This is a genomic window from Leclercia sp. GHBNCSD (assembly GCF_055805075.1).
Window position 1 is genome coordinate 252,205 of record NZ_JBQVYO010000001.1, and the last position, 22,760, is coordinate 274,964.

The 22,760-nt window shown below is 56.4% G+C and carries 19 protein-coding genes; 9 read left to right on the forward strand and 10 right to left on the reverse strand.

What is annotated here, in order from left to right; translation table 11 throughout:
• Positions 1-310: 310 nt before the first annotated feature.
• On the forward strand, positions 311-1,366 hold the full coding sequence (ompA, locus tag ACT3IC_RS01390) for a porin OmpA (RefSeq protein WP_103181059.1): 1,056 nt from the start codon (positions 311-313) through the stop codon (positions 1,364-1,366).
• A 66-nt stretch (positions 1,367-1,432) separates the two neighbouring features.
• On the opposite strand, the gene matP is transcribed toward ompA, so the two are convergent.
• Positions 1,433-1,888: a macrodomain Ter protein MatP gene (gene matP, locus ACT3IC_RS01395; protein WP_103178956.1), complete on the reverse strand. Its 456-nt coding sequence runs from the start codon at positions 1,886-1,888 to the stop codon at positions 1,433-1,435.
• A gap of 186 nt (positions 1,889-2,074) precedes the next feature.
• On the opposite strand from matP, the gene ACT3IC_RS01400 reads away from it, so the two are divergent.
• Positions 2,075-3,835 (forward strand): AAA family ATPase, encoded by a 1,761-nt coding sequence (locus ACT3IC_RS01400; protein ID WP_156238323.1) that lies wholly within the window; start codon positions 2,075-2,077, stop codon positions 3,833-3,835.
• 68 nt (positions 3,836-3,903) lie between these two features.
• Positions 3,904-4,422, forward strand: a complete 519-nt coding sequence (gene fabA, locus ACT3IC_RS01405) for a bifunctional 3-hydroxydecanoyl-ACP dehydratase/trans-2-decenoyl-ACP isomerase (protein ID WP_000227926.1) — start codon at positions 3,904-3,906, stop codon at positions 4,420-4,422.
• Positions 4,423-4,495: 73 nt separating this feature from the next.
• Here fabA and rmf read toward each other — a convergent pair whose 3' ends face one another.
• From rmf to rlmKL, 6 genes are all read right to left on the reverse strand, one after another.
• On the reverse strand, positions 4,496-4,663 hold the full coding sequence (gene rmf / locus ACT3IC_RS01410) for a ribosome modulation factor (RefSeq protein ID WP_010429337.1): 168 nt from the start codon (positions 4,661-4,663) through the stop codon (positions 4,496-4,498).
• Between the two features lie 255 nt (positions 4,664-4,918).
• The gene (gene pqiC / locus ACT3IC_RS01415; RefSeq protein ID WP_103178953.1) at positions 4,919-5,482 is read right to left on the reverse strand and encodes a membrane integrity-associated transporter subunit PqiC; all 564 of its coding nucleotides are present in this window, start codon (positions 5,480-5,482) and stop codon (positions 4,919-4,921) included.
• A complete protein-coding gene (gene pqiB / locus ACT3IC_RS01420; RefSeq protein ID WP_103181058.1) occupies positions 5,482-7,119 on the reverse strand; it encodes an intermembrane transport protein PqiB in 1,638 nt (545 codons plus the stop codon). Before pqiB ends, pqiC begins: the two co-directional genes overlap by 1 nt.
• Before the next feature lie 4 nt (positions 7,120-7,123).
• A complete protein-coding gene (pqiA, locus tag ACT3IC_RS01425; protein WP_473475907.1) occupies positions 7,124-8,377 on the reverse strand; it encodes a membrane integrity-associated transporter subunit PqiA in 1,254 nt (417 codons plus the stop codon).
• A gap of 18 nt (positions 8,378-8,395) precedes the next feature.
• Positions 8,396-10,303, reverse strand: a complete 1,908-nt coding sequence (locus ACT3IC_RS01430) for an ABC transporter ATP-binding protein (protein ID WP_473475910.1) — start codon at positions 10,301-10,303, stop codon at positions 8,396-8,398.
• Between the two features lie 12 nt (positions 10,304-10,315).
• Positions 10,316-12,424 carry a bifunctional 23S rRNA (guanine(2069)-N(7))-methyltransferase RlmK/23S rRNA (guanine(2445)-N(2))-methyltransferase RlmL gene (gene rlmKL / locus ACT3IC_RS01435; RefSeq protein ID WP_103178950.1) on the reverse strand — a complete coding sequence of 703 codons (2,109 nt, stop codon included), beginning with the start codon at positions 12,422-12,424 and terminating at the stop codon, positions 10,316-10,318.
• Positions 12,425-12,521: 97 nt separating this feature from the next.
• Here rlmKL and ACT3IC_RS01440 point away from each other — a divergent pair, with 97 nt between their 5' ends.
• Positions 12,522-13,631 carry a YcbX family protein gene (locus ACT3IC_RS01440; RefSeq protein ID WP_103178949.1) on the forward strand — a complete coding sequence of 370 codons (1,110 nt, stop codon included), beginning with the start codon at positions 12,522-12,524 and terminating at the stop codon, positions 13,629-13,631.
• Here the strand turns inward: ACT3IC_RS01440 and zapC are convergent.
• Together zapC and pyrD are read right to left on the reverse strand one after the other, a co-directional pair.
• A complete protein-coding gene (zapC, locus tag ACT3IC_RS01445; RefSeq protein WP_103178948.1) occupies positions 13,628-14,164 on the reverse strand; it encodes a cell division protein ZapC in 537 nt (178 codons plus the stop codon). The two genes, ACT3IC_RS01440 and zapC, sit on opposite strands and share 4 nt — an antisense overlap.
• A gap of 167 nt (positions 14,165-14,331) precedes the next feature.
• Positions 14,332-15,342, reverse strand: a complete 1,011-nt coding sequence (gene pyrD, locus ACT3IC_RS01450; protein WP_103178947.1) for a quinone-dependent dihydroorotate dehydrogenase — start codon at positions 15,340-15,342, stop codon at positions 14,332-14,334.
• 248 nt (positions 15,343-15,590) lie between these two features.
• Between pyrD and ssuE the strand changes: the two genes are divergently transcribed.
• Genes ssuE through ssuB form a run of 5 tightly spaced genes read left to right on the forward strand, consistent with a single transcriptional unit; the run spans position 15,591 to position 19,831 of the window.
• Entirely contained in the window at positions 15,591-16,166 is a 576-nt protein-coding gene (ssuE, locus tag ACT3IC_RS01455) for an NADPH-dependent FMN reductase (RefSeq protein ID WP_103178946.1), read from the forward strand.
• Positions 16,159-17,121, forward strand: a complete 963-nt coding sequence (locus tag ACT3IC_RS01460) for a sulfonate ABC transporter substrate-binding protein (RefSeq protein ID WP_159339195.1) — start codon at positions 16,159-16,161, stop codon at positions 17,119-17,121. Before ssuE ends, ACT3IC_RS01460 begins: the two co-directional genes overlap by 8 nt.
• Positions 17,118-18,263 (forward strand): FMNH2-dependent alkanesulfonate monooxygenase, encoded by a 1,146-nt coding sequence (ssuD, locus tag ACT3IC_RS01465; protein ID WP_159339196.1) that lies wholly within the window; start codon positions 17,118-17,120, stop codon positions 18,261-18,263. Before ACT3IC_RS01460 ends, ssuD begins: the two co-directional genes overlap by 4 nt.
• A 9-nt stretch (positions 18,264-18,272) precedes the next feature.
• Positions 18,273-19,064 carry an aliphatic sulfonate ABC transporter permease SsuC gene (gene ssuC, locus ACT3IC_RS01470; RefSeq protein WP_114387510.1) on the forward strand — a complete coding sequence of 264 codons (792 nt, stop codon included), beginning with the start codon at positions 18,273-18,275 and terminating at the stop codon, positions 19,062-19,064.
• The gene (gene ssuB / locus ACT3IC_RS01475; RefSeq protein WP_156654217.1) at positions 19,061-19,831 is read left to right on the forward strand and encodes an aliphatic sulfonates ABC transporter ATP-binding protein; all 771 of its coding nucleotides are present in this window, start codon (positions 19,061-19,063) and stop codon (positions 19,829-19,831) included. Before ssuC ends, ssuB begins: the two co-directional genes overlap by 4 nt.
• A gap of 156 nt (positions 19,832-19,987) precedes the next feature.
• On the opposite strand, the gene pepN is transcribed toward ssuB, so the two are convergent.
• Entirely contained in the window at positions 19,988-22,600 is a 2,613-nt protein-coding gene (pepN, locus tag ACT3IC_RS01480; RefSeq protein WP_473475919.1) for an aminopeptidase N, read from the reverse strand.
• Positions 22,601-22,760 lie beyond the last annotated feature (160 nt).

Consider the following 22,760-nt stretch of genomic DNA (forward strand, 5'->3'; position numbering starts at 1 on the left):
CGCCGTTGGTTCTCTATAAAAAAGCCGCGAAAAGTCTTGTCTGCCGCGGCTTTCTTCATTTTAGCACGCCTTAAATTGCGCAATAAATGTTAAATATTGTGTATACAAAACTTTTTTTTTCATATGCCTGACAGAGTTCACACTTGTAAGTTTTCAGGTACGTTGTAGACTTTACATCGCCAGGGGTGCTCGGCCTAAGCCGAAGATATCGGTAGGTTTACTCTTTGTCCCCGCCCCCCGGTGAAGGATTTAACCGTGACTCTCATTGAGATTCTCATGGCGATTTTTGGATGATAACGAGGCGCAAAAAATGAAAAAGACAGCTATCGCGATTGCAGTGGCACTGGCTGGTTTCGCTACCGTAGCGCAGGCCGCTCCGAAAGATAATACCTGGTACGCTGGTGGTAAACTGGGCTGGTCTCAGTTCCATGACACTGGTTGGTATAACGACGCTCTGAACAACGACGGTCCAACTCATGAAAGCCAGCTGGGCGCAGGCGCGTTCGGTGGTTATCAGGTTAACCCGTACGTTGGCTTCGAAATGGGTTACGACTGGCTGGGCCGTATGCCTTACAAAGGCGACAACGTTAACGGCGCATTCAAAGCTCAGGGCGTTCAGCTGACTGCTAAACTGGGCTACCCAGTAAATGACGCTGTAGACATCTACACCCGTCTGGGCGGCATGGTATGGCGTGCAGACTCCAGCAACAGCATCGCTGGCGACGACCATGACACCGGCGTATCCCCAGTATTCGCTGGTGGCGTTGAGTGGGCTATGACCCGTGACGTTGCTACCCGTCTGGAATACCAGTGGGTTAACAACATCGGCGACGGCAACACCGTTGGTGTTCGTCCAGACAACGGCATGCTGAGCGTGGGTGTTTCCTACCGTTTCGGCCAGCAGGAAGAAGCAGCGCCAATCGTTGCTCCAGCTCCAGCACCGGCTCCAGAAGTACAGACCAAGCACTTCACTCTGAAGTCTGACGTTCTGTTCAACTTCAACAAAGCAACCCTGAAACCAGAAGGTCAGCAGGCACTGGATCAGCTGTACACCCAGCTGAGCAACCTGGATCCTAAAGATGGTTCCGTCGTGGTTCTGGGCTTCACCGACCGTATCGGTTCTGACGCTTACAACCAGGGTCTGTCTGAGAAACGTGCTCAGTCCGTTGTTGACTACCTGATCTCTAAAGGTATCCCGGCTAACAAGATCTCCCCACGTGGTATGGGCGAATCTAACCCAGTTACCGGTTCTACCTGTGACAACGTGAAAGCTCGCGCTGCACTGATCGACTGCCTGGCTCCAGATCGTCGCGTAGAGATCGAAGTTAAAGGCATCAAAGACGTTGTAACTCAGCCAGCGGCATAAGTTATCGTCTGACAAAAAACCCCGCCATGTTGCGGGGTTTTTTATTGCCTGAAGTAAAGTAAAACGCTACTTTTTACCGGCCAGCAGCGCCTGGAGATCGGTTTTCAGGGTCGACATCTGACTGGCGTACTTCTCTTTATGTTCCGCATCTTCAATCAGCTGTACGATGGTTTCTGACAAGGTTTTCCCCCGTCGCTGGGCGAGCCCGGCCAGACGCTGCCAGACCATGAACTCCAGATCAATCGACTTTTTACGGGTATGTTGATGCTCAGCATTAAAGTGCCGTTTGCGCCGCGCACGGATAGTCTGCTTCATTCGGTTCAGTAAGGCAGGATTAATATGCTTTTCAATCCAGCCATTGACCAGAATGGGTTCATTTTCGAGGGTCAGCAATAAATCTACAGCTTCTTTTGCAGCACTGGCTTCGAGGTAGCAGGTGATCAACTCCCCTTCACGGTGTTTTTTGACCAGATACTTCCATTTCCAGCCGCTTTCGAGATTTTCCAGTTGTTGATATTTCATTGCGATCTCAGTGTGACCGTGTAACTGTGTTCAGAATATCAGTTTTTTAGCAATCTGCTGAAAAGAAATCATATCCTGTGACACGCGGTGACGCATTCCTGCCCGGAAACCCCGATTCCCTCATGTGCAGAGCCTGCGCCTTACGGTATACTCCATCGTTTTACTTCTGACTAAAAAACATCAACTTTGACCATTACGAAACTTGCATGGCGTGACCTTGTTCCGGATACCGACAGTTATCAGGAACTGTTTGCACAGCCAGATCTCGCGAAAGAAGACGAATACATCCTCAGCGACACTCAGCCCCGTTTGCATTACGCGCTGGAGCAGGTGTTAAGCCCATGGGCTACCTCACCATTCATGTTGTTGAAAGCGCCAGACGAAGCGGAGTATCTGAATCTTCTGGCAGATGCCATGCGGCAGCTGCAGCCAGAAGCCGGAACGGTCTTTGGTGGTGAGTACCGCATCGATGGGCATACCGTTACCTTTGAACCCGCCACCGTACCCGATGGCCGTTTTGCTGTCACCGGCAACATCGTCCAGGCGGGCTGGACAGAAGCAGAGCAGCTGTTCGGCTGTCTGCGCCAGTTTAACGGTGAACTTACCCTGCACCCCGGTCTGGTTCATCAGGCAAACGGCGGCGTGCTGGTTATCTCCCTGCGCACGCTGCTTGCTCAGCCGCTTCTGTGGATGCGCCTGAAAAACAGCGTTAGCCAGCAGCGCTTCGATTGGGTGGCCTACGACGAGTCGCGCCCTCTTCCGGTCGCTGTGCCCTCTATGCCGCTCACCCTGAAAGTGGTGCTCATCGGCGATCGCGAAGCGCTGGCGGATTTCCAGGAGATGGAACCCGAACTGGCCGACCAGGTGGTCTACAGCGAGTTTGAAGAGAGTACCCAGATTGCGGATGCTGAAGATATGCAGCAATGGCTGCAGTGGGTTTACGCCGTCTGCCAGCGTGCGCAGCTGCCAACGCCTGCTGCCGATGCCTGGCCGGTGCTGATCCGCGAAGCGGTCCGCTATACCGGCGATCAGGAGACTCTGCCGCTTTGTCCTCTCTGGCTTGGCAAACAGCTGCGTGAAGCCGCAGCCATGACCGAAGACGATACGGTCACCGGCGAACAGCTCTCCCAGATGCTGGTGCAGCGCGAATGGCGTGAAGGCTATCTTGCCGATCGCATGCAGGATGAGATCCTGCTTGAGCAGATCCTGGTTGAAACCGAAGGCGAACGCGTCGGGCAGATCAACGCTCTGTCGGTAATTGAATTCCCTGGCCACCCGCGCGCCTTTGGCGAGCCGTCGCGTATCAGCTGCGTCGTGCATATCGGCGACGGTGAGTTTATCGATGTCGAACGCAAAGCCGAGCTGGGCGGGAATATTCACGCCAAGGGCATGATGATCATGCAGGCCTTCCTGATGTCGGAACTGCAGCTCGAGCAGCAGATCCCCTTCACCGCCTCGCTGACCTTCGAGCAGTCCTACAGCGAAGTGGATGGCGACAGCGCCTCGATGGCAGAGCTGTGTGCCCTCATCAGCGCCCTGGCCGATGTGCCGGTGAATCAGAGCATTGCGATCACCGGTTCCGTGGACCAGTTTGGTCGCGCGCAGCCGGTCGGCGGTCTGAATGAGAAGATCGAGGGCTTCTTTACCGTTTGCCAGCAGCGTGGGCTGAGCGGTAAACAGGGTGTGATCATTCCTCTTCCGAACGTGCGTCATCTCAGCCTCAGTCAGGAACTGCTGAAGGCGGTAGAAGAGGAACAATTCAGCCTCTGGGCCATCGAAGACATTACAGATGCGCTACCCTTACTGACAAACCTGGAGTGGGACGCCGAGGGGCAAACCACACTGATGCAGACTATCCAGGAACGAATTGCGCAGGCAACGCAACAGGAAGCGCGCCACCGTTATCCCTGGCCGTTACGCTGGTTGAACTGGTTCACGCCAAACTGATCGGACTTGTTCAGCGTACACGTGTTAGCTATCCTGCGTCCTTCACTAAAATAAGGCATACTGAGAACATGGTAGATAAACGCGAATCCTATACAAAAGAAGATCTTCTTGCCTCTGGTCGCGGTGAACTGTTTGGCGCGAAAGGCCCGCAGTTACCGGCCCCGAACATGCTGATGATGGACCGTGTCGTGAAGATGACGGAAACCGGCGGCAACTTCGATAAGGGTTACGTAGAAGCAGAGCTCGATATCAACCCGGACCTGTGGTTCTTTGGCTGCCACTTTATTGGCGATCCGGTGATGCCAGGCTGCCTGGGTCTGGACGCGATGTGGCAGCTGGTTGGCTTTTACCTCGGCTGGCTGGGTGGCGAAGGTAAAGGCCGCGCGCTGGGCGTGGGTGAAGTGAAATTCACCGGTCAGGTTCTGCCGACCGCGAAAAAAGTTACCTACCGTATTCACTTCAAACGCATTGTTAACCGTCGCCTGATTATGGGCCTGGCGGATGGCGAAGTGCTGGTCGACGGGCGTCTGATCTACACCGCGAACGACCTGAAAGTGGGTCTGTTCCAGGACACCTCCGCATTCTGATTGTTGCTTTTACCAGAGCATATAAAGGCGAAACCTCCGCAGTGCGGAGGTTTCTTTTTTTAAAGAGACGCTATCAAGCAAGTACTGCCCTGTCTCCGATGGCTTCTCGCCAGCCCCCTAACCATTGTGACCTCTGATTCAAGGTCTGATAGGGACACATTTCTTTTGAACGTCCGGCGATGCCAGCCTGATAACCACGTTGATGAGCCCTTTCAAGGCGATCTCGTTTCTGTCTCTTCATGCCTCGTTTCCCTCATTATTTGATCTGGTGGAAAAGAAAACAGTGATTACAAAATGTGCAATCACAGATAACGAATACCCTGATTACCGCCGAGCGTCAATGCGCAAAATTCACGCCAGTGTCATAAATGTGAGCTACACAAAAGTTCATTTGTACAAAAATTGTGACGCGGCACAAGTAACCGCCTGAGGGGCAAACGAAAAAAAAGCCGCAATTAGCATCAAGCCAAGTGCGGCTCCGTGCGATGAATTTTACTTATGGCAGTCGGGAGATCTCTCTCGCAATGCTGGCAGACTCCTGCGCCCAGCCCTGGGCCAGCACTTTTACCATCTCATCGTAACCATCTTTCTGCTGGATCAGCTCCAGATGGAAAGGTCGTTTGATCAGCTGACCCTGATGGTTTAGCAGCCACTCCCCGCTGACGATCACCCTGCCATCATAGCGCCCGTGGAAGCCAGTGACATTGACGTTAAGCGTATCCTGGTCGCTTCCCAGCGGCTGCGAGGCTACCACCCATCCCGGCAGTTGGCTGCCAAGGTTGGCGACCAGCGTGTTACGCAGCTGCTGATCCAGCGGGCTGGCCCAGAGATTGTTGCTGGCGATGACGTACTGCACATCGCTGGTCTGATAGACCACGCCATTACCGGCGAGATAATCAGGGACCGCTACCTGTTCGACCCACAGCAGGCGGTTCCCCTGGCTGGCCGTCGTTTGCCCGCCCGCCTGCGCTGCCAGCGGCAGCTGATAATAGCTCTTGTTCTCTGATGCGCTACAGGCGGTCAGAAGCGCCACTGCGGTGATGATTAGCCATTTTTTCATTATTTAGCCCCCTTCGGCTCAGGGTCCTTTTTCTCTTTTGCTTCGAATACCAGCGCATTGCTCTTGGTATTCAGCGTTTTCAGTACCGGCTGGAGCTCACGCAGAACCTGATCGAGGCGCTGCATATCCGCCACCATCTTGTTATATGCCGCGGAGCCCGGCTGGAAGCCCTGCATACTGCGGTTCAGTTCACGCAGCGTCTTCTGCATGTCCTGCGGCAGCTGCTGCATCGACTGGCTGGCGGTCAGCTTGTTGAGATTATCCAGCGTGGCCTGCAGTCGGCGCATCGTCGCCTGGCTTTCACTAAGCGTGTTGGTGGCCTGCTGAATCATCGGATTGAGCGGCAGGTTGTTGATCTTATCCAGCGTTTCCATCAGACGCTGTTGGATCTGCGCCAGGCCACCGCTGACGGTCGGGATAATTTTATACCCGCCAAACTCGCGGATCGCTTTTAGCGGCGGCTCTTTCGGGAAGAAGTCCATATCCACATACAGCGCCCCGGTCACCAGATTACCGGTTTTGAGCGAGCCGCGCAGGCCGCGCTTCATCAGCCCGTCGATATGCTGAGCAATGTCCGGCGTATCGCCAACCTGATTAATCAGCCGCTCCGGCTCAATGCGGATCAGCACCGGAATACGGTAGTCATCATCCAGCACCTGGCGCATACCCGGCGCAAAGAACGGCACCTTAGCGACGGTTCCGAGACGGATACCGCGGAATTCAACCGGCGCGCCCGGCTGCAGGCCGCGGACAGAATCTTTGAAGAACATCAGGTAGTCGATATGGTCGGTATAGAGCGAATCCTGAATGCTTCTCTGATCGTCATAGAGCTTGAATGCCGTGTGCTGCGCCACCGGCTGGCCCTGATCCAGCCCTTCCGGCACGTCAAAACTGACGCCACCGCCGAAGAGCGTAGAGAGTGAGCCCATTTCGACGCGCATACCGGCTGAGGTTAAGTCTACGGCGATACCGCTGTCTTTCCAGAAACGCACGTTGCTGGTCACCAGGCGATCGTTAGGCGCATTGATAAACAGCTGGTAACTGATGGTGCGTTTTTGGGTGTCAAACGTGCTGGTTTCAACGGAACCCACGCGATAACCGCGGAACAATACCGGATCGCCCGGACTCAGCTGGCCCGCTTTTTTACTGTCGAGGATGACGCGGATCCCCTTCGCATCGGGTGGCGCCAGCGGCGGTGAGTCCAGCAGTTGATATTCCGCTGGCTGGACGCCCTTTTTGCCCGGTTGCAGTTCAATATATGCCCCGGATAACAACGTACCCAGACCGCTGATGCCTTCACGGCCCACCTGCGGTTTCACCACCCAGAACACCGAGTCGCCGTGTAGCAGCTTCTCCATGCCAGCGTGGAGACGGGCTTTGATCTCTACGTGTGTCAGGTCGTCAGTCAGGGTCGCGCTTTCGACGACCCCCACATCCACGCTGCGGCTTTTGATGGTGGTTTTACCGCCCTCAATCCCCTCGGCGTTGGTGGTGATTAACGTCACTTCCGGACCCTGATGGCTGTAATGATAAAACAGGATCCAGGCACCGATCAGGGCAGTCACGATGGGGAAAATCCACACCGGCGACCAGTTTCTGACCTTCTGCACTTTCGCCTCTCCGCTTCTCTTTTCCATGCTTTTATTCATCCTCATGGCTCGACGCTGACTCACGATCCCAGGATAACCGAGGGTCGAAAGTCATGGCCGCAAACATGGTCATAATCACGACCAATGCAAACATTACCGCTCCGATGGCGGGATAGATACTCATTAATCCGCCTATACGCACCAGCGCAGAGAGGACGGCAATCACAAAGACGTCAATCATTGACCAGCGCCCGACAAACTCTACGACTTCATAGATCAGATGCATCCGCTCGCTGTCACGCTTGCCGTGTCCTTTGGCATCCCAGCAGAGCCAGGCAATCGCAATCATTTTGAGCGTGGGAACCATAATACTGGCGATAAAGATCACCAGCGCAACCGGATAGGAGCCTTCACTCCATAGCAGTACAACCCCGGCCATGATAGTCGATGGCATTCTATCGCCCAGCAGGTCGGTAATCATAATCGGCAGTATGTTGGCCGGGAGATAGAGGATCATGGAGGTAATAAGCAGTGCCATGGTCCACTGAAGACTGTTTTTACGCCGCACATGCCCTTTTGTTGCGCAACGCGGGCAGACATACTGGTCGGCAGAAAGGATCGCTGTGCAGCAGGCGCATAAGCGCAAATTTTGGTTGATTCCCGGCACACCGGGTTGCAGCGTTTGCGGCAATACGGGCGCAGGAGCGATATCGTCCCATGCCCAACGGCGATCCACGCACTGAAACGCGCGTAGTTGCAGGATACAGAACAGGCACCAGGGAATAAAACTGCTGCCAATGCCGATATCGCCGTAGGCCATCAGCTTAACAAAGCTCACCAGAATACCGGCTAAAAAAATCTCCGCCATCCCCCAGCTTTTCAACTGGAACAGGATCCGCGCCAGCCTGATTTTCAGTGCTCCGGGCATATGCGCCCGGTTCACGAGAAGTAAGATAACCACCAGGCAAAACGCCGGTACGATCTGGACGAAAAGTAAAAAGAATGTTCCCAGACTGGCGTAATTCTCTGAGAACATCACGCGGGGTATCTCCAGCAAATGGACTTCGCTGGTGATCCCCCCCACCTTCATATTAATAAAGGGGAAAAGATTGGAGAGAAAGAGCATAAACAACGCAGCAATGGCATAAGCAGTAGGACGCTGCCGCGGCGCGTCCCACTCTGTTGTCAGCGTTGTCCCGCAGCGCGGGCATGCCGCTTTGTGGCCATGCTCGAGCACCGGAAGCGCCACGAGCATATCGCACTGTGAGCATAAAATATGCCGGTCGGCATGGTGATGTTCACACATACTGGCTCCATGTTTAACTTATGCGCCGTTTTTCAGAGCCTCAAGATATTCCCAGCGTTCAAATGCCTCTTCCAGCGCCTGCTCAGCCTGGGCCATATCGGCCAGAACTTTTTGAGTATAGTCATGCGGCTGGCTGAAGAATGACGCGTCTGCCACCTGAGCCTGCAAACTTTCCAGATTGGCTTCAAGCTCTTCCAGACGCTGCGGCAAGCCTTCCAGTTCGCGCTGAAGGTTATAGCTTAATTTGGCCGTGGTGCGTTTGCTATTTTCTGCTTTTGGAACAGCAACTTCCGCTTCCACCTTCGCTTTTGACTGTTTTGTCGCCTGCGATTGTGCCTGCTGCCCACGGGCATCGTGATAACCGCCCACATACTGACCAATTCGCCCCTGGCCTTCGAAGATCCAGCATTCGGTGACGGTGTTATCCACGAACTGACGATCGTGGCTGACCAGCATCACAGTTCCCTGATAACTATCAATCAGTTCTTCCAGAAGTTCCAGCGTTTCAACGTCAAGATCGTTGGTCGGTTCGTCAAGAATAAGCAGGTTGCTGGGTTTCAGGAACAAACGCGCCAGTAACAGGCGGTTACGCTCCCCACCAGAGAGGGCGCGCACCGGGGTCATCGCCCGTTTTGGATGGAACAGGAAGTCCTGCAGATAGCCCAGCACGTGGCGCGGCTTACCGTTCACCATCACTTCCTGCTTGCCTTCGGCGAGGTTGTCCATCACCGTTTTATCCGGATCCAGCTCAGCGCGGTGTTGGTCGAAGTACGCCACTTCGAGCTTGGTACCGCAGTGGATGCGGCCGCTATCTGCCTTAAGTTGATCCAGCATCAGCTTCAGCAGCGTGGTCTTACCGCAGCCGTTCGGACCGATAAGGGCGATTTTGTCGCCGCGCTGTACCTGGGCGGAGAAGTCCTTCACCAGCACCTTGCCGTCGACCTGGTAGTTGACGTTCTCCATCTCAAAGACGATTTTGCCTGAACGGCTCGCCTCTTCGACCTGCATCTTCGCGCTGCCCATCACCTCGCGGCGTTCACTGCGCTCGCGGCGCATCGCTTTCAGGGCACGGACGCGGCCTTCATTACGGGTACGACGCGCTTTAATGCCCTGACGGATCCACACCTCTTCCTGCGCCAGCTTGCGGTCAAACTCTGCGTTTTGCAGCTCCTCTACCCGCAGGTTTTCTTCTTTTTCCAGCAGATAGGTGTCGTAATCCCCCGGATAGGTCACCAGCTTGCCGCGATCGAGATCGACAATACGGGTCGCCATATTGCGGATAAACGAACGGTCATGAGAGATAAAGATAATGGTGCCGTTGAAGGTTTTCAGGAACCCTTCCAGCCAGTCAATGGTTTCGATATCCAGGTGGTTGGTCGGCTCATCAAGCAGCAGCACTTTCGGCCCGCTGACCAGCGCCCGGCCCAGCGCCGCCTTACGCAGCCAGCCGCCAGAAAGAGAGGCCAGCGGCATGTCCGCTTCCAGACCTAACTGCGCCAGCACTTCGTTGATGCGGTTTTCCAGCTGCCACAGGCCATGATGATCCAGCAGCTCCTGCAGGCGCGCCATCTCATTCAGGTTTTTGGTGCTGGGATCGGTCATCACCAGATGCGAGATCTCGTGGTAGCGCTTCAGGTATTCGGCCTGCTCTTCGATGCCTTCGGCGACAAAATCGTAGACGCTGCCCTGAACGTTGCGCGGCGGATCCTGCTGCAGACGCGCCACAACCAGATCCTGTTCGTAAATAATGCGCCCGTCATCCAGCCCCTGCTCGCGGTTGAGGATCTTCATCAGCGTCGATTTTCCGGCGCCATTACGCCCCACCAGACAGACACGTTCGTTATCTTCGATATGCAGCTCAGCATTATCGAGAAGCGGCGCGTCGCTGAACGACAGCCACGCCCCATGCATACTAATTAATGACATTTACTTTTCCTTTCAGACCGCGGTAATCAGCCAGCAGTTATGGATCTGACGGTTACGGGCAAAATCCTGGGACAGGGTTTTTTGACTAATCTCTTGTGCTTTCAGCCCCAGTTTTTCCAGCCCTTCATGATCCATGCGGAAACCGCGTTTGTTGTTCGAGAACATGATCGTGCCGCCTTTACGCAGCATACGTTTGAGATCTTTCATCAGCGCAATATGGTCGCGCTGGACATCGAAAGACTCTTCCATGCGTTTGGAGTTAGAGAAGGTCGGCGGATCGATAAAGATCAGATCGAACTGCTCTTCGGTTTCACGCAGCCAGCCCAGCACGTCAGCCTGCAACAGGCGGTGCGCGCGGCCGGTCAGGCCGTTAAGGCGCAGGTTGCGCTCCGCCCACTCCAGATAGGTGCGGGACATATCCACGGTGGTAGTGGTACGCGCACCGCCCAGGCCGGCATGTACGCTGGCGCTGCCGGTATAGGAGAAGAGGTTCAGGAAGTCTTTACCTTTACTCATCTGGCCCAGCATGCGGCGGGCAATGCGGTGGTCGAGGAACAGCCCGGTATCGAGATAGTCGGTGAGGTTCACCCACAGGCGCGCGTTGTATTCGCCTACTTCGATAAACTCGCCCTTGCTGTTCATCTTCTCATACTGGTTTTTACCCTTCTGACGCTCACGGGTTTTAAGGATCAGTTTGTTTGGCGCAATATTCAGCACGCTGATGGTCGCGGCAATAATATCAAGCATACGCTGACGGGCTTTCTGCGGATCGACGGTTTTAGGCGGGGCATACTCCTGCACAACCACCCAGTCGGCGTAGCGATCGACCGCCACGTTGTATTCCGGCAAATCGGCGTCATACAGGCGATAACATTCAATGCCTTCCTGCTTCGCCCATTTTTCAAATTTCTTCAGGTTCTTGCGCAGGCGGTTGGCGTAATCTTCCGCGATGGTGGCAGGTTTGCTGTCCGCCTCTTTCTCGGCCAGATGGTAATTTTTCTGCACACAGTCCAGCGGACCGTTTTTGGCCTTGAACTGGCGCTCGGCGCGCAGTTGCAGGCAGCTCAACAGCTCAGGGGAGGCGCTGAACAAAGAGAGGTTCCAGCCGCCAAACAGATCCTTCATGGTGCGCCCCAGCAGGCTATGCAGGGCAATCAGCGCAGGCTCGCTGTCCAGACGTTCGCCGTAAGGCGGGTTGCTGATTACCGTGCCGTACGGGCCTTTTGGCAGCGGATTGGTGAGCTGGGAAACGTCTTTAACCTCAAAGGCGATCAGCTCGCCGATCCCGGCGCGGCGGGCGTTGCTGCGCGCGCGTTCAATGACGCGGGCGTCGCTGTCAGAACCATAGAAGCGGGATTCATAGGCTGCCAGCCCGGCACGTGCGCGCGTCTGGGCTTCGGCTTTTACCTCCTGCCAGATGGCCTCGTCGTGCTGAGCCCAGCCCTTAAAGCCCCACGCGCCGCGATGCAGGCCAGGCGCGCGGTCGGTTGCCAGCATCGCCGCTTCGATAAGCAGGGTACCGGAACCACACATCGGATCGAGCAACGGCGTACCCGGCAGCCAGCCGGAACGCATCACGATGGCGGCCGCCAGGTTCTCTTTGATCGGCGCAATACCGGCACGATCGCGGTAGCCGCGCTGGTGCAGGCCTTCGCCACACAGATCCAGCGCAATGCTGGCAACTTCTTTATTCAGGCGAACGTTGATGCGCAGATCCGGATTTTCACGATCGACGTTCGGACGCTCCAGATTTTTGCGCGTGAAACAGTCGACGATGGCATCTTTGACCTTCAGCGCCCCGTACTGGCTGTTACGGATCTCATCGTTCAGGCCGCTGAAGTGCACGGCAAAAGTGGCGCCTGGGGCAAAAATCTCTGTCCAGTCGATAGTCTGCACGCCAATATAAAGATCGAGATCGCTATAAACCTTGCATTCTCTCATCGGCAACATGATGCGTGAGGCCAGGCGGCTCCACATCAGGCTCTGGTAAATAAGCCGCGTGTCGCCCTGAAAATGGACACCACCCTGAACCACCTGGCACTCTTGCGCGCCCAGATTTTCCAGTTCAGTTTTTAACAGCTCTTCCAGCCCACGGGCCGTACTGGCAAACAGAGAATTCATATCGTCACTTTTACTCTAAGAAAATTGCTGCGCATTATAGCCAATCTGGGCTCTATGTCATAAAGTTGAGGGCTTATTTTCATTTGAGGGCTGCGCCGTGGCGACGTTATCCAGGCTTTTCATTCATCCGGTTAAATCCATGCGCGGTATTGGGCTCACGCATGCCCTTGCCGATGTCAGCGGTTTTGCCTTTGATCGCATTTTTATGGTCACAGAGCTGGATGGCACATTTATTACCGCACGCCAGTTCCCGCAAATGGTTCGCTTCATCCCGGCGCCGGTTCAGGATGGTCTCCATCTGACTGCGCCGGATGGTTCCAGTAGTATCGTCCGTTTCAGCGATTTTGCGCCAGCGGATGCGCCCACCGAAGTCTGGGGCAACCACTTTACCGCCCGTATCGCCCCGGACGCGATCAACCGCTGGCTGAGCGAATTCTTTTCCCGCCCGGTTCAGCTCCGCTGGGTTGGGCCGGAGCTGACGCGACGCGTGGCTAAGTTTGCCGCGGTGCCGCTCTCTTTTGCCGACGGATTCCCGTATCTGCTCACAAACGAAGCCTCGCTGCGCGACCTGCAACAGCGCTGCCCGGCCAGCGTGCAGATGGAGCAGTTCCGCCCGAACCTGGTGGTGACAGGCGCTGCCGCCTGGGAAGAGGACACCTGGAAAGTGATCCGCATCGGCGAGGTCATTTTTGACGTGGTGAAACCCTGCAGCCGCTGCATCTTTACCACCGTCAGCCCGGAGAAAGGGCAGAAACACCCGGCTGGCGAACCGCTAAAAACCCTGCAATCTTTCCGCACCGCGCAGGATAATGGTGATGTCGATTTCGGCCAGAACCTGATCCCGCGCTCCAGCGGAGTGATCCGCGTGGGCGACGAGGTGGAGATCCTCTCGACCGCCCCGGGCCGTCTCTACGGTGCAGGCGCCGAAGAAGAGGCCAGCGACGTGGAAGTGCAGCCTGCAACGGCGGTGACCATCCAGTGGCAGGGGCAGACCATTCGCGGTAACAATCAGCAGGTGTTACTGGAGCAGCTTGAACAGGCCGGGATTCGCGTGCCCTACTCCTGCCGTGCGGGGATTTGCGGATGCTGTCGCATTACGCTGGTTGAGGGGGAAGTGAGCGCGCTGAAGAAATCGGCCATTGGCAGCGACGGCACAATCCTGTGCTGTAGCTGCGTACCGAAAACGTCGTTACAACTCGAGGCTTAAACGGCCTGTTCCAGGCTGAAGCTGACCGGTTGCGGTTTCAGCCTGTCATTCATCACTTTAATCGGGTCGCCCAACTGCATGGTGCGCCCGGCAATGGTCACCGCGGGCTGCGCCAGTAAACAGAGCGCAGCGTTGTCGCCCGGCTCCACCACCAGCAAATTCACCTGCTCACCATTTTCGCTCAGGCTGACACAGGCGGCATCACCGATAACCGGCGTCCAGCGTTCACCGTGGGCAAGAAAGTGCCAGCTTTTTGGCATCTGGGGTTTGAGGAAGCGGATCGCCACCAGCGCATTGAGCACCAGTTCAGCACGCTGCTCTTTCGACAGTTCCAGGTCACGGCACTTCTCTTCAAAAGAGAAATAGAGTGCGGCATCATCGACGCAAAAACCGGTATCGGCAAAGGCGTCCGGGGTTAACATCCGGCGGGCAAAACGCGAACGAAACAGCATACCATTGGCCAGATCGAGCATCATACGATCGTGCTCTTCGCAGAAATACCAGCGCCAGTTATCGTCAGGTTTAATTCGCATCTGTCTCTCCCGTGCCCGAAACGTCCTGTCGTAAGAAAGTCCTTATTGCCGCTTCGTTTTTTTAACCTCAGTAATCAAAGACTACTATGTCTAATAAAGCAACAGTCCGGGAATATAAAACAACCAGAGCTGGAAATAAAGCCCTGGTTGTCAGTCATGCTAAAAGGTTAGAGGTGATTAACGATTTCTTTAATCAGCGGCGGACCTTTAAAAATAAAGCCGGAATATATCTGAACAAGCGAAGCGCCAGCAGCCATTTTTTCACGGGCGGCGATGACTGAATCAATCCCGCCAACCCCAATAATCGGTAAGCGGCCATTTAATTCCTGCGACAGACGACGAATTATTTCGGTGCTTTTTAACTGCACCGGGCGTCCGCTCAAGCCACCCATTTCATCGCAGTGCTTCATCCCCTGAACTAAAGTGCGGTCGAGCGTGGTATTGGTAGCGATAACACCATCAATATTATGACGAACTAAACTGTCGGCCACCTGAATCAGCTCTTCTTCACTCAGATCCGGCGCAATTTTAACGGCGACCGGCACATATTTATGGTGCGTCGCCTGGAGTTCATTTTGCTTATTTTTGATGGCGGTTAATAAGTCGTCCAGCGCTTCGCCGTATTGCAGGGTACGCAGACCTGGCGTGTTAGGCGAGGAGATATTCACCGCAATATATCCGGCATAAGCGTAGACTTTCTCCATGCAGATCAGGTAGTCATCTTTGCCCTGCTCAACCGGCGTGTCTTTATTTTTGCCGATATTAATGCCTAATACACCGTCGAAATGGGCCTTTTTCACATTTTCAACGAGATGATCGACACCGAGATTATTAAACCCCATGCGGTTAATCAGCCCCTCGGCTTCTACCAGGCGGAACAGGCGTGGCTTGTCGTTACCCGGTTGCGGACGCGGTGTGACGGTACCAATTTCGATGGAGCCGAAGCCCATCGCACCCAGTGCATCAATGCACTCGCCATTTTTATCCAGCCCTGCCGCCAGACCCAATGGGTTTTTAAAGGTTAACCCCATACAGGTGACCGGCTTATCCATCACTTTCTGGCGCACCAGCGCTTCGAGCGGGGTTCCCGTAATACGGCGTAACTGCTGGAATGTTAATTCATGAGCGCGCTCAGGATCGAGCTGGAAAAGGGCTTTACGAACGAAGGGGTAGTACATGAACTCTCCTGGATTCCCGGTGTGCAAACCGGGGGCGTATTATCTGCGATCGCAGCGGGAAAGGGAATTGACCTGAGGCAAAAAAACCCCCGTGCCGCGCAATCGTTTACTTTTCACTCCTCCTTTATTCAATTTTCGGCATTTATCTTGCGGATAAATCATTTAGCGGAATAAGCCAGCGGTGCCACACTGCCAACAAATGTTATCAATGTTAGATAAAAGCGAATAATTGGTTATAAGGAGCATCTATGCGCGTCATTACGTTGGCCGGCAGTCCGCGATTCCCTTCCCGCTCCAGCGCACTGCTGGAGTACGCCCGGGAGCAGCTTACCTCTCTGGATGTGGAGGTGTTCCACTGGAATCTACAAAATTTTGCCCCGGAAGATCTGCTCTATGCCCGCTTCGACAGCCCTGCGCTGAAGGCGCTGAATGAACAGTTAAAAGAGGCCGATGGGCTGATCGTCGCCACGCCGATCTATAAAGCCTCGTTCTCCGGTGCCCTGAAAACCCTGCTGGATCTGCTGCCGGAGCGCGCGTTAGAGGGCAAAGTCGTCCTGCCGCTGGCGACGGGCGGCACTGTGGCCCACCTGCTGGCGGTGGATTACGCCCTGAAACCGGTGCTCAACGCCCTGAAAGCCCAGGAGATCCTGCACGGCGTCTTTGCCGATGATTCTCAGGTCATCGATTACCAGCACAAGCCGCACTTTACCCCAAACCTGCAAACCCGCCTCGACAGCGCGCTGGAGACCTTCTGGCAGGCGCTGCATCGCCGCGACGTGCAGGTTCCAGCCTTCGGTCTTCAGAAAGGAGTCGCCCATGTTTAAATCTCTCGCACGCCTGAGTCTGGCAGGTCTGGTGGCTCTCTCCGCCCTGGCGCATGGCGCAGAGCCCGCGCCCGACAATCTGCGTATTGGCTATCAGAAAGGCAGCGTCAGTATGGTGCTGGCGAAAAGCCATCAGCTGCTGGAAAAACGCTACCCGGACACCAAATTCTCCTGGGTCGAGTTCCCGGCCGGCCCGCAGATGCTGGAGGCGCTGAACGTAGGCAGTATCGATCTCGGCAGCACGGGCGATATCCCGCCAATTTTCGCCCAGGCCGCCGGCGCGGATCTGCTTTACGTCGGCGTTGAGCCGCCAAAACCGAAAGCCGAAGTGATCCTGGTGCCTGAAAATAGCCCGATTAAGAGCGTGGCGGATCTGAAAGGCCACAAAGTGGCTTTCCAGAAAGGCTCCAGCTCCCACAACCTTTTATTGCGCGCGCTCCAGCAGGCGGGCCTGACCTTTAAGGATATTCAGCCGGTCTATCTCTCCCCGTCGGATGCCCGCGCCGCCTTCCAGCAAAAGAGTGTCGATGCCTGGGCTATCTGGGACCCTTACTACTCTGCGGTGCTGCTGCAGGGGGAGGTGAGAGTACTGAAAGATGGCGAAACCCTGAAACAGACCGGCTCTTTCTACCTTGCCGCACGCCCCTATGCCGAGAAGAACGGTGCCTTTATTCAGGGCGTGCTGGATACCTTTAGCGAAGCGGACGCCCTCACCCAGAGCCAGCGCCAGGCCAGTATCGCCCTGCTGGCAAAATCGATGGGTCTGCCGGAGCCGGTCATTGCTACCTACCTTGACCATCGCCCGCCAACCGTCATCAAACCGGTGGATGCGAAAATCGCCGTGTTACAGCAGCAAACCGCCGACCTGTTTTACGACAACCATCTGGTACCGAAAAAAATCGTTATTCGCGACCGCATCTGGCAGCCCACTGCATCGAAAGGAGATAAATCATGAGTCTGAATCTGTTCTGGTTTTTACCTACCCATGGCGACGGTCATTACCTTGGCACCGACGAGGGTGCTCGTCCGGTGGATCATGCTTATCTCCAGCAGATCGCCCAGGCGGCCGATCGGATTGGTTTTACCGGGGTGCTGATCCCGACAGGTCGTTCCTGCGAGGATGCGTGGCTGGTGGCGGCGTCGATGATCCCGGTGACCCAACGCCTGAAGTTTCTGGTGGCCCTGCGTCCCAGCGTGACCTCCCCGACGGTGGCCGCACGCCAGGCCGCGACCCTCGACCGTCTGTCGAATGGCCGCGCCCTGTTTAACCTGGTGACCGGCAGCGATCCGCAGGAGCTGGCGGGAGATGGCGTCTTTTTGGATCACACCGCGCGGTACGAAGCCTCCTCTGAATTCACTCACGTCTGGCGTCGTCTGCTGGAGGGGGAGAACGTCACCTTCGAGGGCAAGCATATCCATGTGCGTGACGCGAAACTCTACTTCCCGCCGATCCAGCAGCCGCGTCCACCGCTCTATTTTGGCGGTTCATCGGACGTTGCCCAGGATCTGGCCGCCGAGCAGGTGGATCTCTACCTTACCTGGGGCGAGCCGCCGGCGCTGGTAAAAGAGAAAATCGAACAGGTGCGCGCCAAAGCCGCGGCGCGGGGTCGTAAAGTCCGCTTCGGTATTCGTCTGCATGTGATTGTGCGCGAAACCACTAAAGAGGCGTGGCAGGCCGCCGACCGCCTGATTTCGCATCTGGACGATGACACCATTGCCAAAGCGCAGGCCGCGTTTGCCCGCACCGATTCCGTGGGGCAACACCGAATGGCCTCCCTGCACAACGGTAAAAGAGAGAATCTGGAGATCAGCCCGAACCTGTGGGCGGGCGTCGGCCTGGTGCGCGGCGGCGCAGGTACCGCCCTGGTGGGGGATGGCCCGACCGTGGCAGCGCGCATTAATGAGTACGCTGACCTCGGTATCGACAGCTTTATTCTCTCCGGTTATCCGCATCTGGAGGAGGCGTACAAGGTGGGCGAACTGCTGTTCCCGCATCTGGATGTCGCCATTCCGGAGATCCCGCAGCCGCAGCAGCTGTTGCAGCAGGGCGAAGCGGTCGCCAACGAATTTATTCCGCGTAAAGTCGCCCAGAGCTAAGGAGAACGCATGGCTCATTCTTCCCGAAAATGGCTGCTGCGCATTGCACCCTGGCTGCTTCCCGCAGGCATTGTGCTTATCTGGCAGTTGGCCTCCTCCGTGGGCTGGCTCTCCAGCCGCATCCTGCCGTCGCCGGAGGGGGTTGTGGAGGCCTTCTGGTCGCTGAGCGCCAGCGGCGAGCTGTGGCAGCATCTGGCGATCAGCGCCTGGCGCGCGGTGATTGGTTTTTCCATCGGCGGGACGATTGGCCTGACGCTGGGGCTGATCAGCGGTCTCTCCCGCTGGGGCGAGCGTCTGCTGGACACCTCGATTCAGATGCTGCGCAACGTGCCACATCTGGCGCTGATCCCGCTGGTGATCCTCTGGTTTGGTATCGATGAGACGGCGAAGATTTTTCTCGTCGCCCTCGGCACGCTCTTCCCGGTCTATATCAACACCTGGCACGGCATCCGTAATATCGATCGCGGGCTGGTGGAGATGGCGCGCAGCTACGGTTTGTCCGGCTTCGCCCTGTTTATCCACGTTATCCTGCCGGGCGCCCTCCCCTCCATTATGGTCGGCGTGCGCTTCGCCCTCGGCCTGATGTGGCTGACGTTAATTGTGGCGGAAACCATCTCCGCCAACTCGGGTATCGGCTACCTGGCGATGAACGCCCGCGAATTCCTGCAGACCGATGTGGTCGTGGTGGCCATTGTTCTCTACGCCCTGCTCGGCAAACTGGCGGATGTCAGCGCCCAGTGGCTGGAACGCCGCTGGCTGCGCTGGAATCCGGCCTACGCGATAAAGGAGGCACACGCATGAATACAGCTCGCTTAAACCAGGGTACGCCGCTGTTGCTCAATGGCGTGACCAAACGCTACGGCGAAAACACCATTCTGAACGAACTGGAGCTGCATATTCCCGCCGGGCAATTCGTGGCGGTGGTGGGCCGCAGCGGCGGTGGCAAAAGCACCCTGCTGCGCCTGTTGGCCGGGCTGGAAGCGCCAAACAGCGGCGAACTGCTGGCCGGGAACACCCCGCTGGCGGAGATCCAGGACGATACCCGGATGATGTTCCAGGATGCCCGACTGCTGCCGTGGAAACCGGTAATCGATAACGTGGGGTTGGGGCTGAAAGGCGACTGGAAAGCGCAGGCATTACAGGCGCTGGCCGCCGTCGGGCTGGACAATCGCGCCGGGGAGTGGCCTGCCGCCCTGTCAGGGGGACAGAAACAGCGCGTGGCGCTGGCCAGAGCGCTGATCCATCGCCCGGGGCTGTTGCTGCTGGATGAGCCGCTGGGGGCGCTGGACGCCCTGACGCGGATTGAGATGCAGGATCTTATCGTCTCGTTATGGCAGGAGCACGGCTTTACGGTGCTGTTGGTGACCCACGATGTGAGCGAAGCCGTGGCCATGGCGGACCGGGTACTGCTCATTGAGGAGGGCAAGATTGGGCTGGATCTGACGATTGACCTTCCTCGCCCTCGCCGGGTGGGTTCGGCACGGCTGGCGGAGCTGGAAGCGGAGGTCCTCGATCGGGTGATGAAGCGTGGGGTAACGGAGCGGCAGTTGATTACGGCTAATGCCTGATGCCCTCACCCTGACCCTCTCCCACAGGGAGAGGGAGGGTAACCATAGGCCCGGTAAGCGTAGCGCCACCGGGCATCAGGCCGCACAGCACTGCCGGGTGGCGGCTTCGCCTTACCCGGCCTACAAAACAGAACCCAGGCCGGACCCGGCTTTCTGTCAGGCCAGCGCCTTGCTGATCTTCTCGTAGAGATCGCCGGAGAGGTTCTCCAGCCCTTTTAGCTGCTCCAGCGCGGCACGCATCTTCGCCTGACGCTTCTCATCGTAGCGTTTCAGACGGATCAGCGGCTCAATCAGACGCGACGCTACCTGCGGGTTACGGCTGTTGAGCTCGGTCAGCATCTCCACCATAAACTGGTAGCCGCTGCCATCTTCCGCATGGAAGGCGGCCGGGTTGCTGCTGGCAAAGGCGCCAATCAGGGAACGGACGCGGTTCGGGTTGCTCAGAGTGAACGAGCGGTGATTGAGCAGGCTGCGCACCTTGTTCACCACATCCGCCGCCGGGCTGGTGGACTGCAGGATGAACCACTTGTCCATTACCAGACCATCCTGATGCCATTTGTCGTCATATTCCTGCATCAGGGCATCACGGCACGGCAGCTCTGCGGCAACGCTGGCAGCCAGCGCAGCCAGCGCATCGGTCATGTTGTCGGCCGTGTGATACTGCTTGCTGACCAGTTCGTCGGCGAGCGCCGTCTCCCCAAATGCCAGGTAGCGCAGGCAGGTGTTACGCAGTGAGCGTTTGCCAATATCGGCATGCTCAACCCGATAGGCGTCCAGTTTGTGGTGGTTGTAGACCGCCAGGAACTCATCCGCCAGCTCGGTTGCCAGGGTACGGGTCAGGGCCTCACGCACCGTCGCGATAGCGATCGGATCGATAATCTCAAACAGCTCGGCGATTTCGTTCACCGACGGCAGGGTAAGGATTTCAGCCGCCAGCGCCGGATCGATCCTCTCATCTAACAGAATGGCGCGGAAGGCGTCGGCAACATGCGCCGGTACCGACAGCGGCTGCCCCTGCTGATGACGATTGACGTTCAGCTTGATATAGGTCCCCAGCAGGCTCTGCGCCGCATCCCAGCGGGAGAAGTCATTACGTGCATGACGCATCAGGAAGGTCAGCTGCTGATCGCTCCACTTGTACTCCAGCTTAACTGGCGCAGAGAATTCACACAGCAGCGCAGGTACCGGCTGGAAATAGACGTTATCAAAGATGAAGGTCTGCTCGGCCTGGGTCACGTTCAACACGTTATGCACCGGATGGCCGCCTTTTTGCAGCGGGATCACCTTGCCTTCGTTATCGTACAGCTCAATGGCGAACGGAATATGCAGCGGATGCTTCTCTTCCTGTTCAGCCGTTGGCGGCGTGCGCTGGCTGATGGTCAGGGTGTACTGCTCGGTTTCCGGGTTGTAGTCGTCTTTAACGGTCACGATCGGCGTACCGGCCTGGCTGTACCAGCGGCGGAAGTGAGAGAGATCGATGTTAGAGGCATCTTCCATCGCCTGAACGAAATCGTCGCAGGTGGCGGCGCTGCCGTCATGGCGTTCGAAATAGAGCTGCATCCCTTTCTGGAAATTCTCTTCGCCCAGCAGGGTGTGGATCATACGAATAATTTCAGAACCCTTTTCATACACCGTCAGGGTGTAGAAGTTGTTCATCTCAATCACTTTATCCGGGCGGATCGGGTGCGCCATTGGGCTGGCGTCTTCGGCAAACTGCAGGCCGCGCATGGTGCGCACGTTATTGATGCGGTTCACCGCCCGCGAGCCGAGATCGGAGCTGAACTCCTGATCGCGGAAGACGGTTAAGCCCTCTTTCAGGCTCAGCTGGAACCAGTCACGGCAGGTGACACGGTTGCCGGTCCAGTTATGGAAATACTCGTGGCCGATGACGCGCTCGATATCGAGGTAGTCTTTATCGGTGGCGGTATCGGTACGCGCCAGCACATATTTGGAGTTAAAGACGTTGAGGCCCTTGTTCTCCATCGCACCCATATTGAAGAAGTCGACGGCGACGATCATATAGATGTCGAGGTCATACTCGAGACCGAAACGCTCTTCATCCCACTTCATGGAGTTGATAAGCGAGGTCATCGCCCACGGGGCGCGGTCGAGGTTGCCGCGATCGACAAACAGCTCCAGCGCCACTTCACGGCCTGAACGGGTGGTGAAGGTGTCGCGCAGAACGTCAAAATCACCCGCCACCAGCGCAAACAGGTAGCACGGTTTCGGGAACGGATCCTGCCATTGCACCCAGTGACGGCCATTGTCCAGCTCGCCCTCGCCTACGCGGTTACCGTTGGAGAGCAGGAACGGATAGGTGGCTTTATCGGCGATAATTTTGGTGGTAAAGCGGGCCAGTACATCCGGGCGGTCGAGATACCAGGTGATGTGACGGAAACCTTCAGCTTCACACTGGGTGCAGAGCGCCACGCCCGACTGGTATAACCCCTCCAGTGCGGTGTTAGACGCCGGGCTAATCTCGTTAACGATGCGTAACGTAAAACGTTCCGGCAGGTTATCCAGCACCAGCTGGTTATCTTCTTCTTTATAGTCGGTCCATGGGGTGTCATTTACCTGCACCGACACTAAGGTCAGGTCTTCGCCGTCAAGACGCAGCGGCACCGCCGTGGCGTTGTGACGCGTCACCTGGCTTACCGCCGTCACAACGGTTTTTGTGGCATCCAGGTCAAAAGTCAGATCGATATCGCTAATCAGGTAATCCGGCGCACGGTAGTCGTGGCGGTATTTGGCTTGAGGCTGTTGTGTCATAGAAAACCTTTTGCATCGTTTGTCGAATAACGAACCAGTCTATTCCTGTTGTCTAAATCGCGCTATGCAGAATGTTCATCTTTTCAGTCACAAACACTCTATTTGCTACATTTTTATAACACGCGGCACGAAATGCTCTCGACCCTGAACCAGGCTTATG

Excerpts from the sequence above, each read along its gene's own strand:
- ompA (WP_103181059.1), top strand. The coding sequence starts at position 311 with ATGAAAAAGACAGCTATCGCGATTGCAGTGGCACTGGCTGGTTTCGCT.
- ACT3IC_RS01460 (WP_159339195.1), top strand. The coding sequence starts at position 16,159 with ATGTTTAAATCTCTCGCACGCCTGAGTCTGGCAGGTCTGGTGGCTCTC.
- pqiB (WP_103181058.1), bottom strand. The coding sequence starts at position 7,119 with ATGGAAAAGAGAAGCGGAGAGGCGAAAGTGCAGAAGGTCAGAAACTGG.
- pepN (WP_473475919.1), bottom strand. The coding sequence starts at position 22,600 with ATGACACAACAGCCTCAAGCCAAATACCGCCACGACTACCGTGCGCCG.
- ssuB (WP_156654217.1), top strand. The coding sequence starts at position 19,061 with ATGAATACAGCTCGCTTAAACCAGGGTACGCCGCTGTTGCTCAATGGC.
- rlmKL (WP_103178950.1), bottom strand. The coding sequence starts at position 12,424 with ATGAATTCTCTGTTTGCCAGTACGGCCCGTGGGCTGGAAGAGCTGTTA.
- ssuC (WP_114387510.1), top strand. The coding sequence starts at position 18,273 with ATGGCTCATTCTTCCCGAAAATGGCTGCTGCGCATTGCACCCTGGCTG.
- rmf (WP_010429337.1), bottom strand. The coding sequence starts at position 4,663 with ATGAAGAGACAGAAACGAGATCGCCTTGAAAGGGCTCATCAACGTGGT.
- zapC (WP_103178948.1), bottom strand. The coding sequence starts at position 14,164 with ATGCGAATTAAACCTGACGATAACTGGCGCTGGTATTTCTGCGAAGAG.
- matP (WP_103178956.1), bottom strand. The coding sequence starts at position 1,888 with ATGAAATATCAACAACTGGAAAATCTCGAAAGCGGCTGGAAATGGAAG.
- pqiA (WP_473475907.1), bottom strand. The coding sequence starts at position 8,377 with ATGTGTGAACATCACCATGCCGACCGGCATATTTTATGCTCACAGTGC.
- pqiC (WP_103178953.1), bottom strand. The coding sequence starts at position 5,482 with ATGAAAAAATGGCTAATCATCACCGCAGTGGCGCTTCTGACCGCCTGT.
- fabA (WP_000227926.1), top strand. The coding sequence starts at position 3,904 with ATGGTAGATAAACGCGAATCCTATACAAAAGAAGATCTTCTTGCCTCT.
- pyrD (WP_103178947.1), bottom strand. The coding sequence starts at position 15,342 with ATGTACTACCCCTTCGTTCGTAAAGCCCTTTTCCAGCTCGATCCTGAG.
- ssuD (WP_159339196.1), top strand. The coding sequence starts at position 17,118 with ATGAGTCTGAATCTGTTCTGGTTTTTACCTACCCATGGCGACGGTCAT.
- ssuE (WP_103178946.1), top strand. The coding sequence starts at position 15,591 with ATGCGCGTCATTACGTTGGCCGGCAGTCCGCGATTCCCTTCCCGCTCC.
- ACT3IC_RS01430 (WP_473475910.1), bottom strand. The coding sequence starts at position 10,303 with ATGTCATTAATTAGTATGCATGGGGCGTGGCTGTCGTTCAGCGACGCG.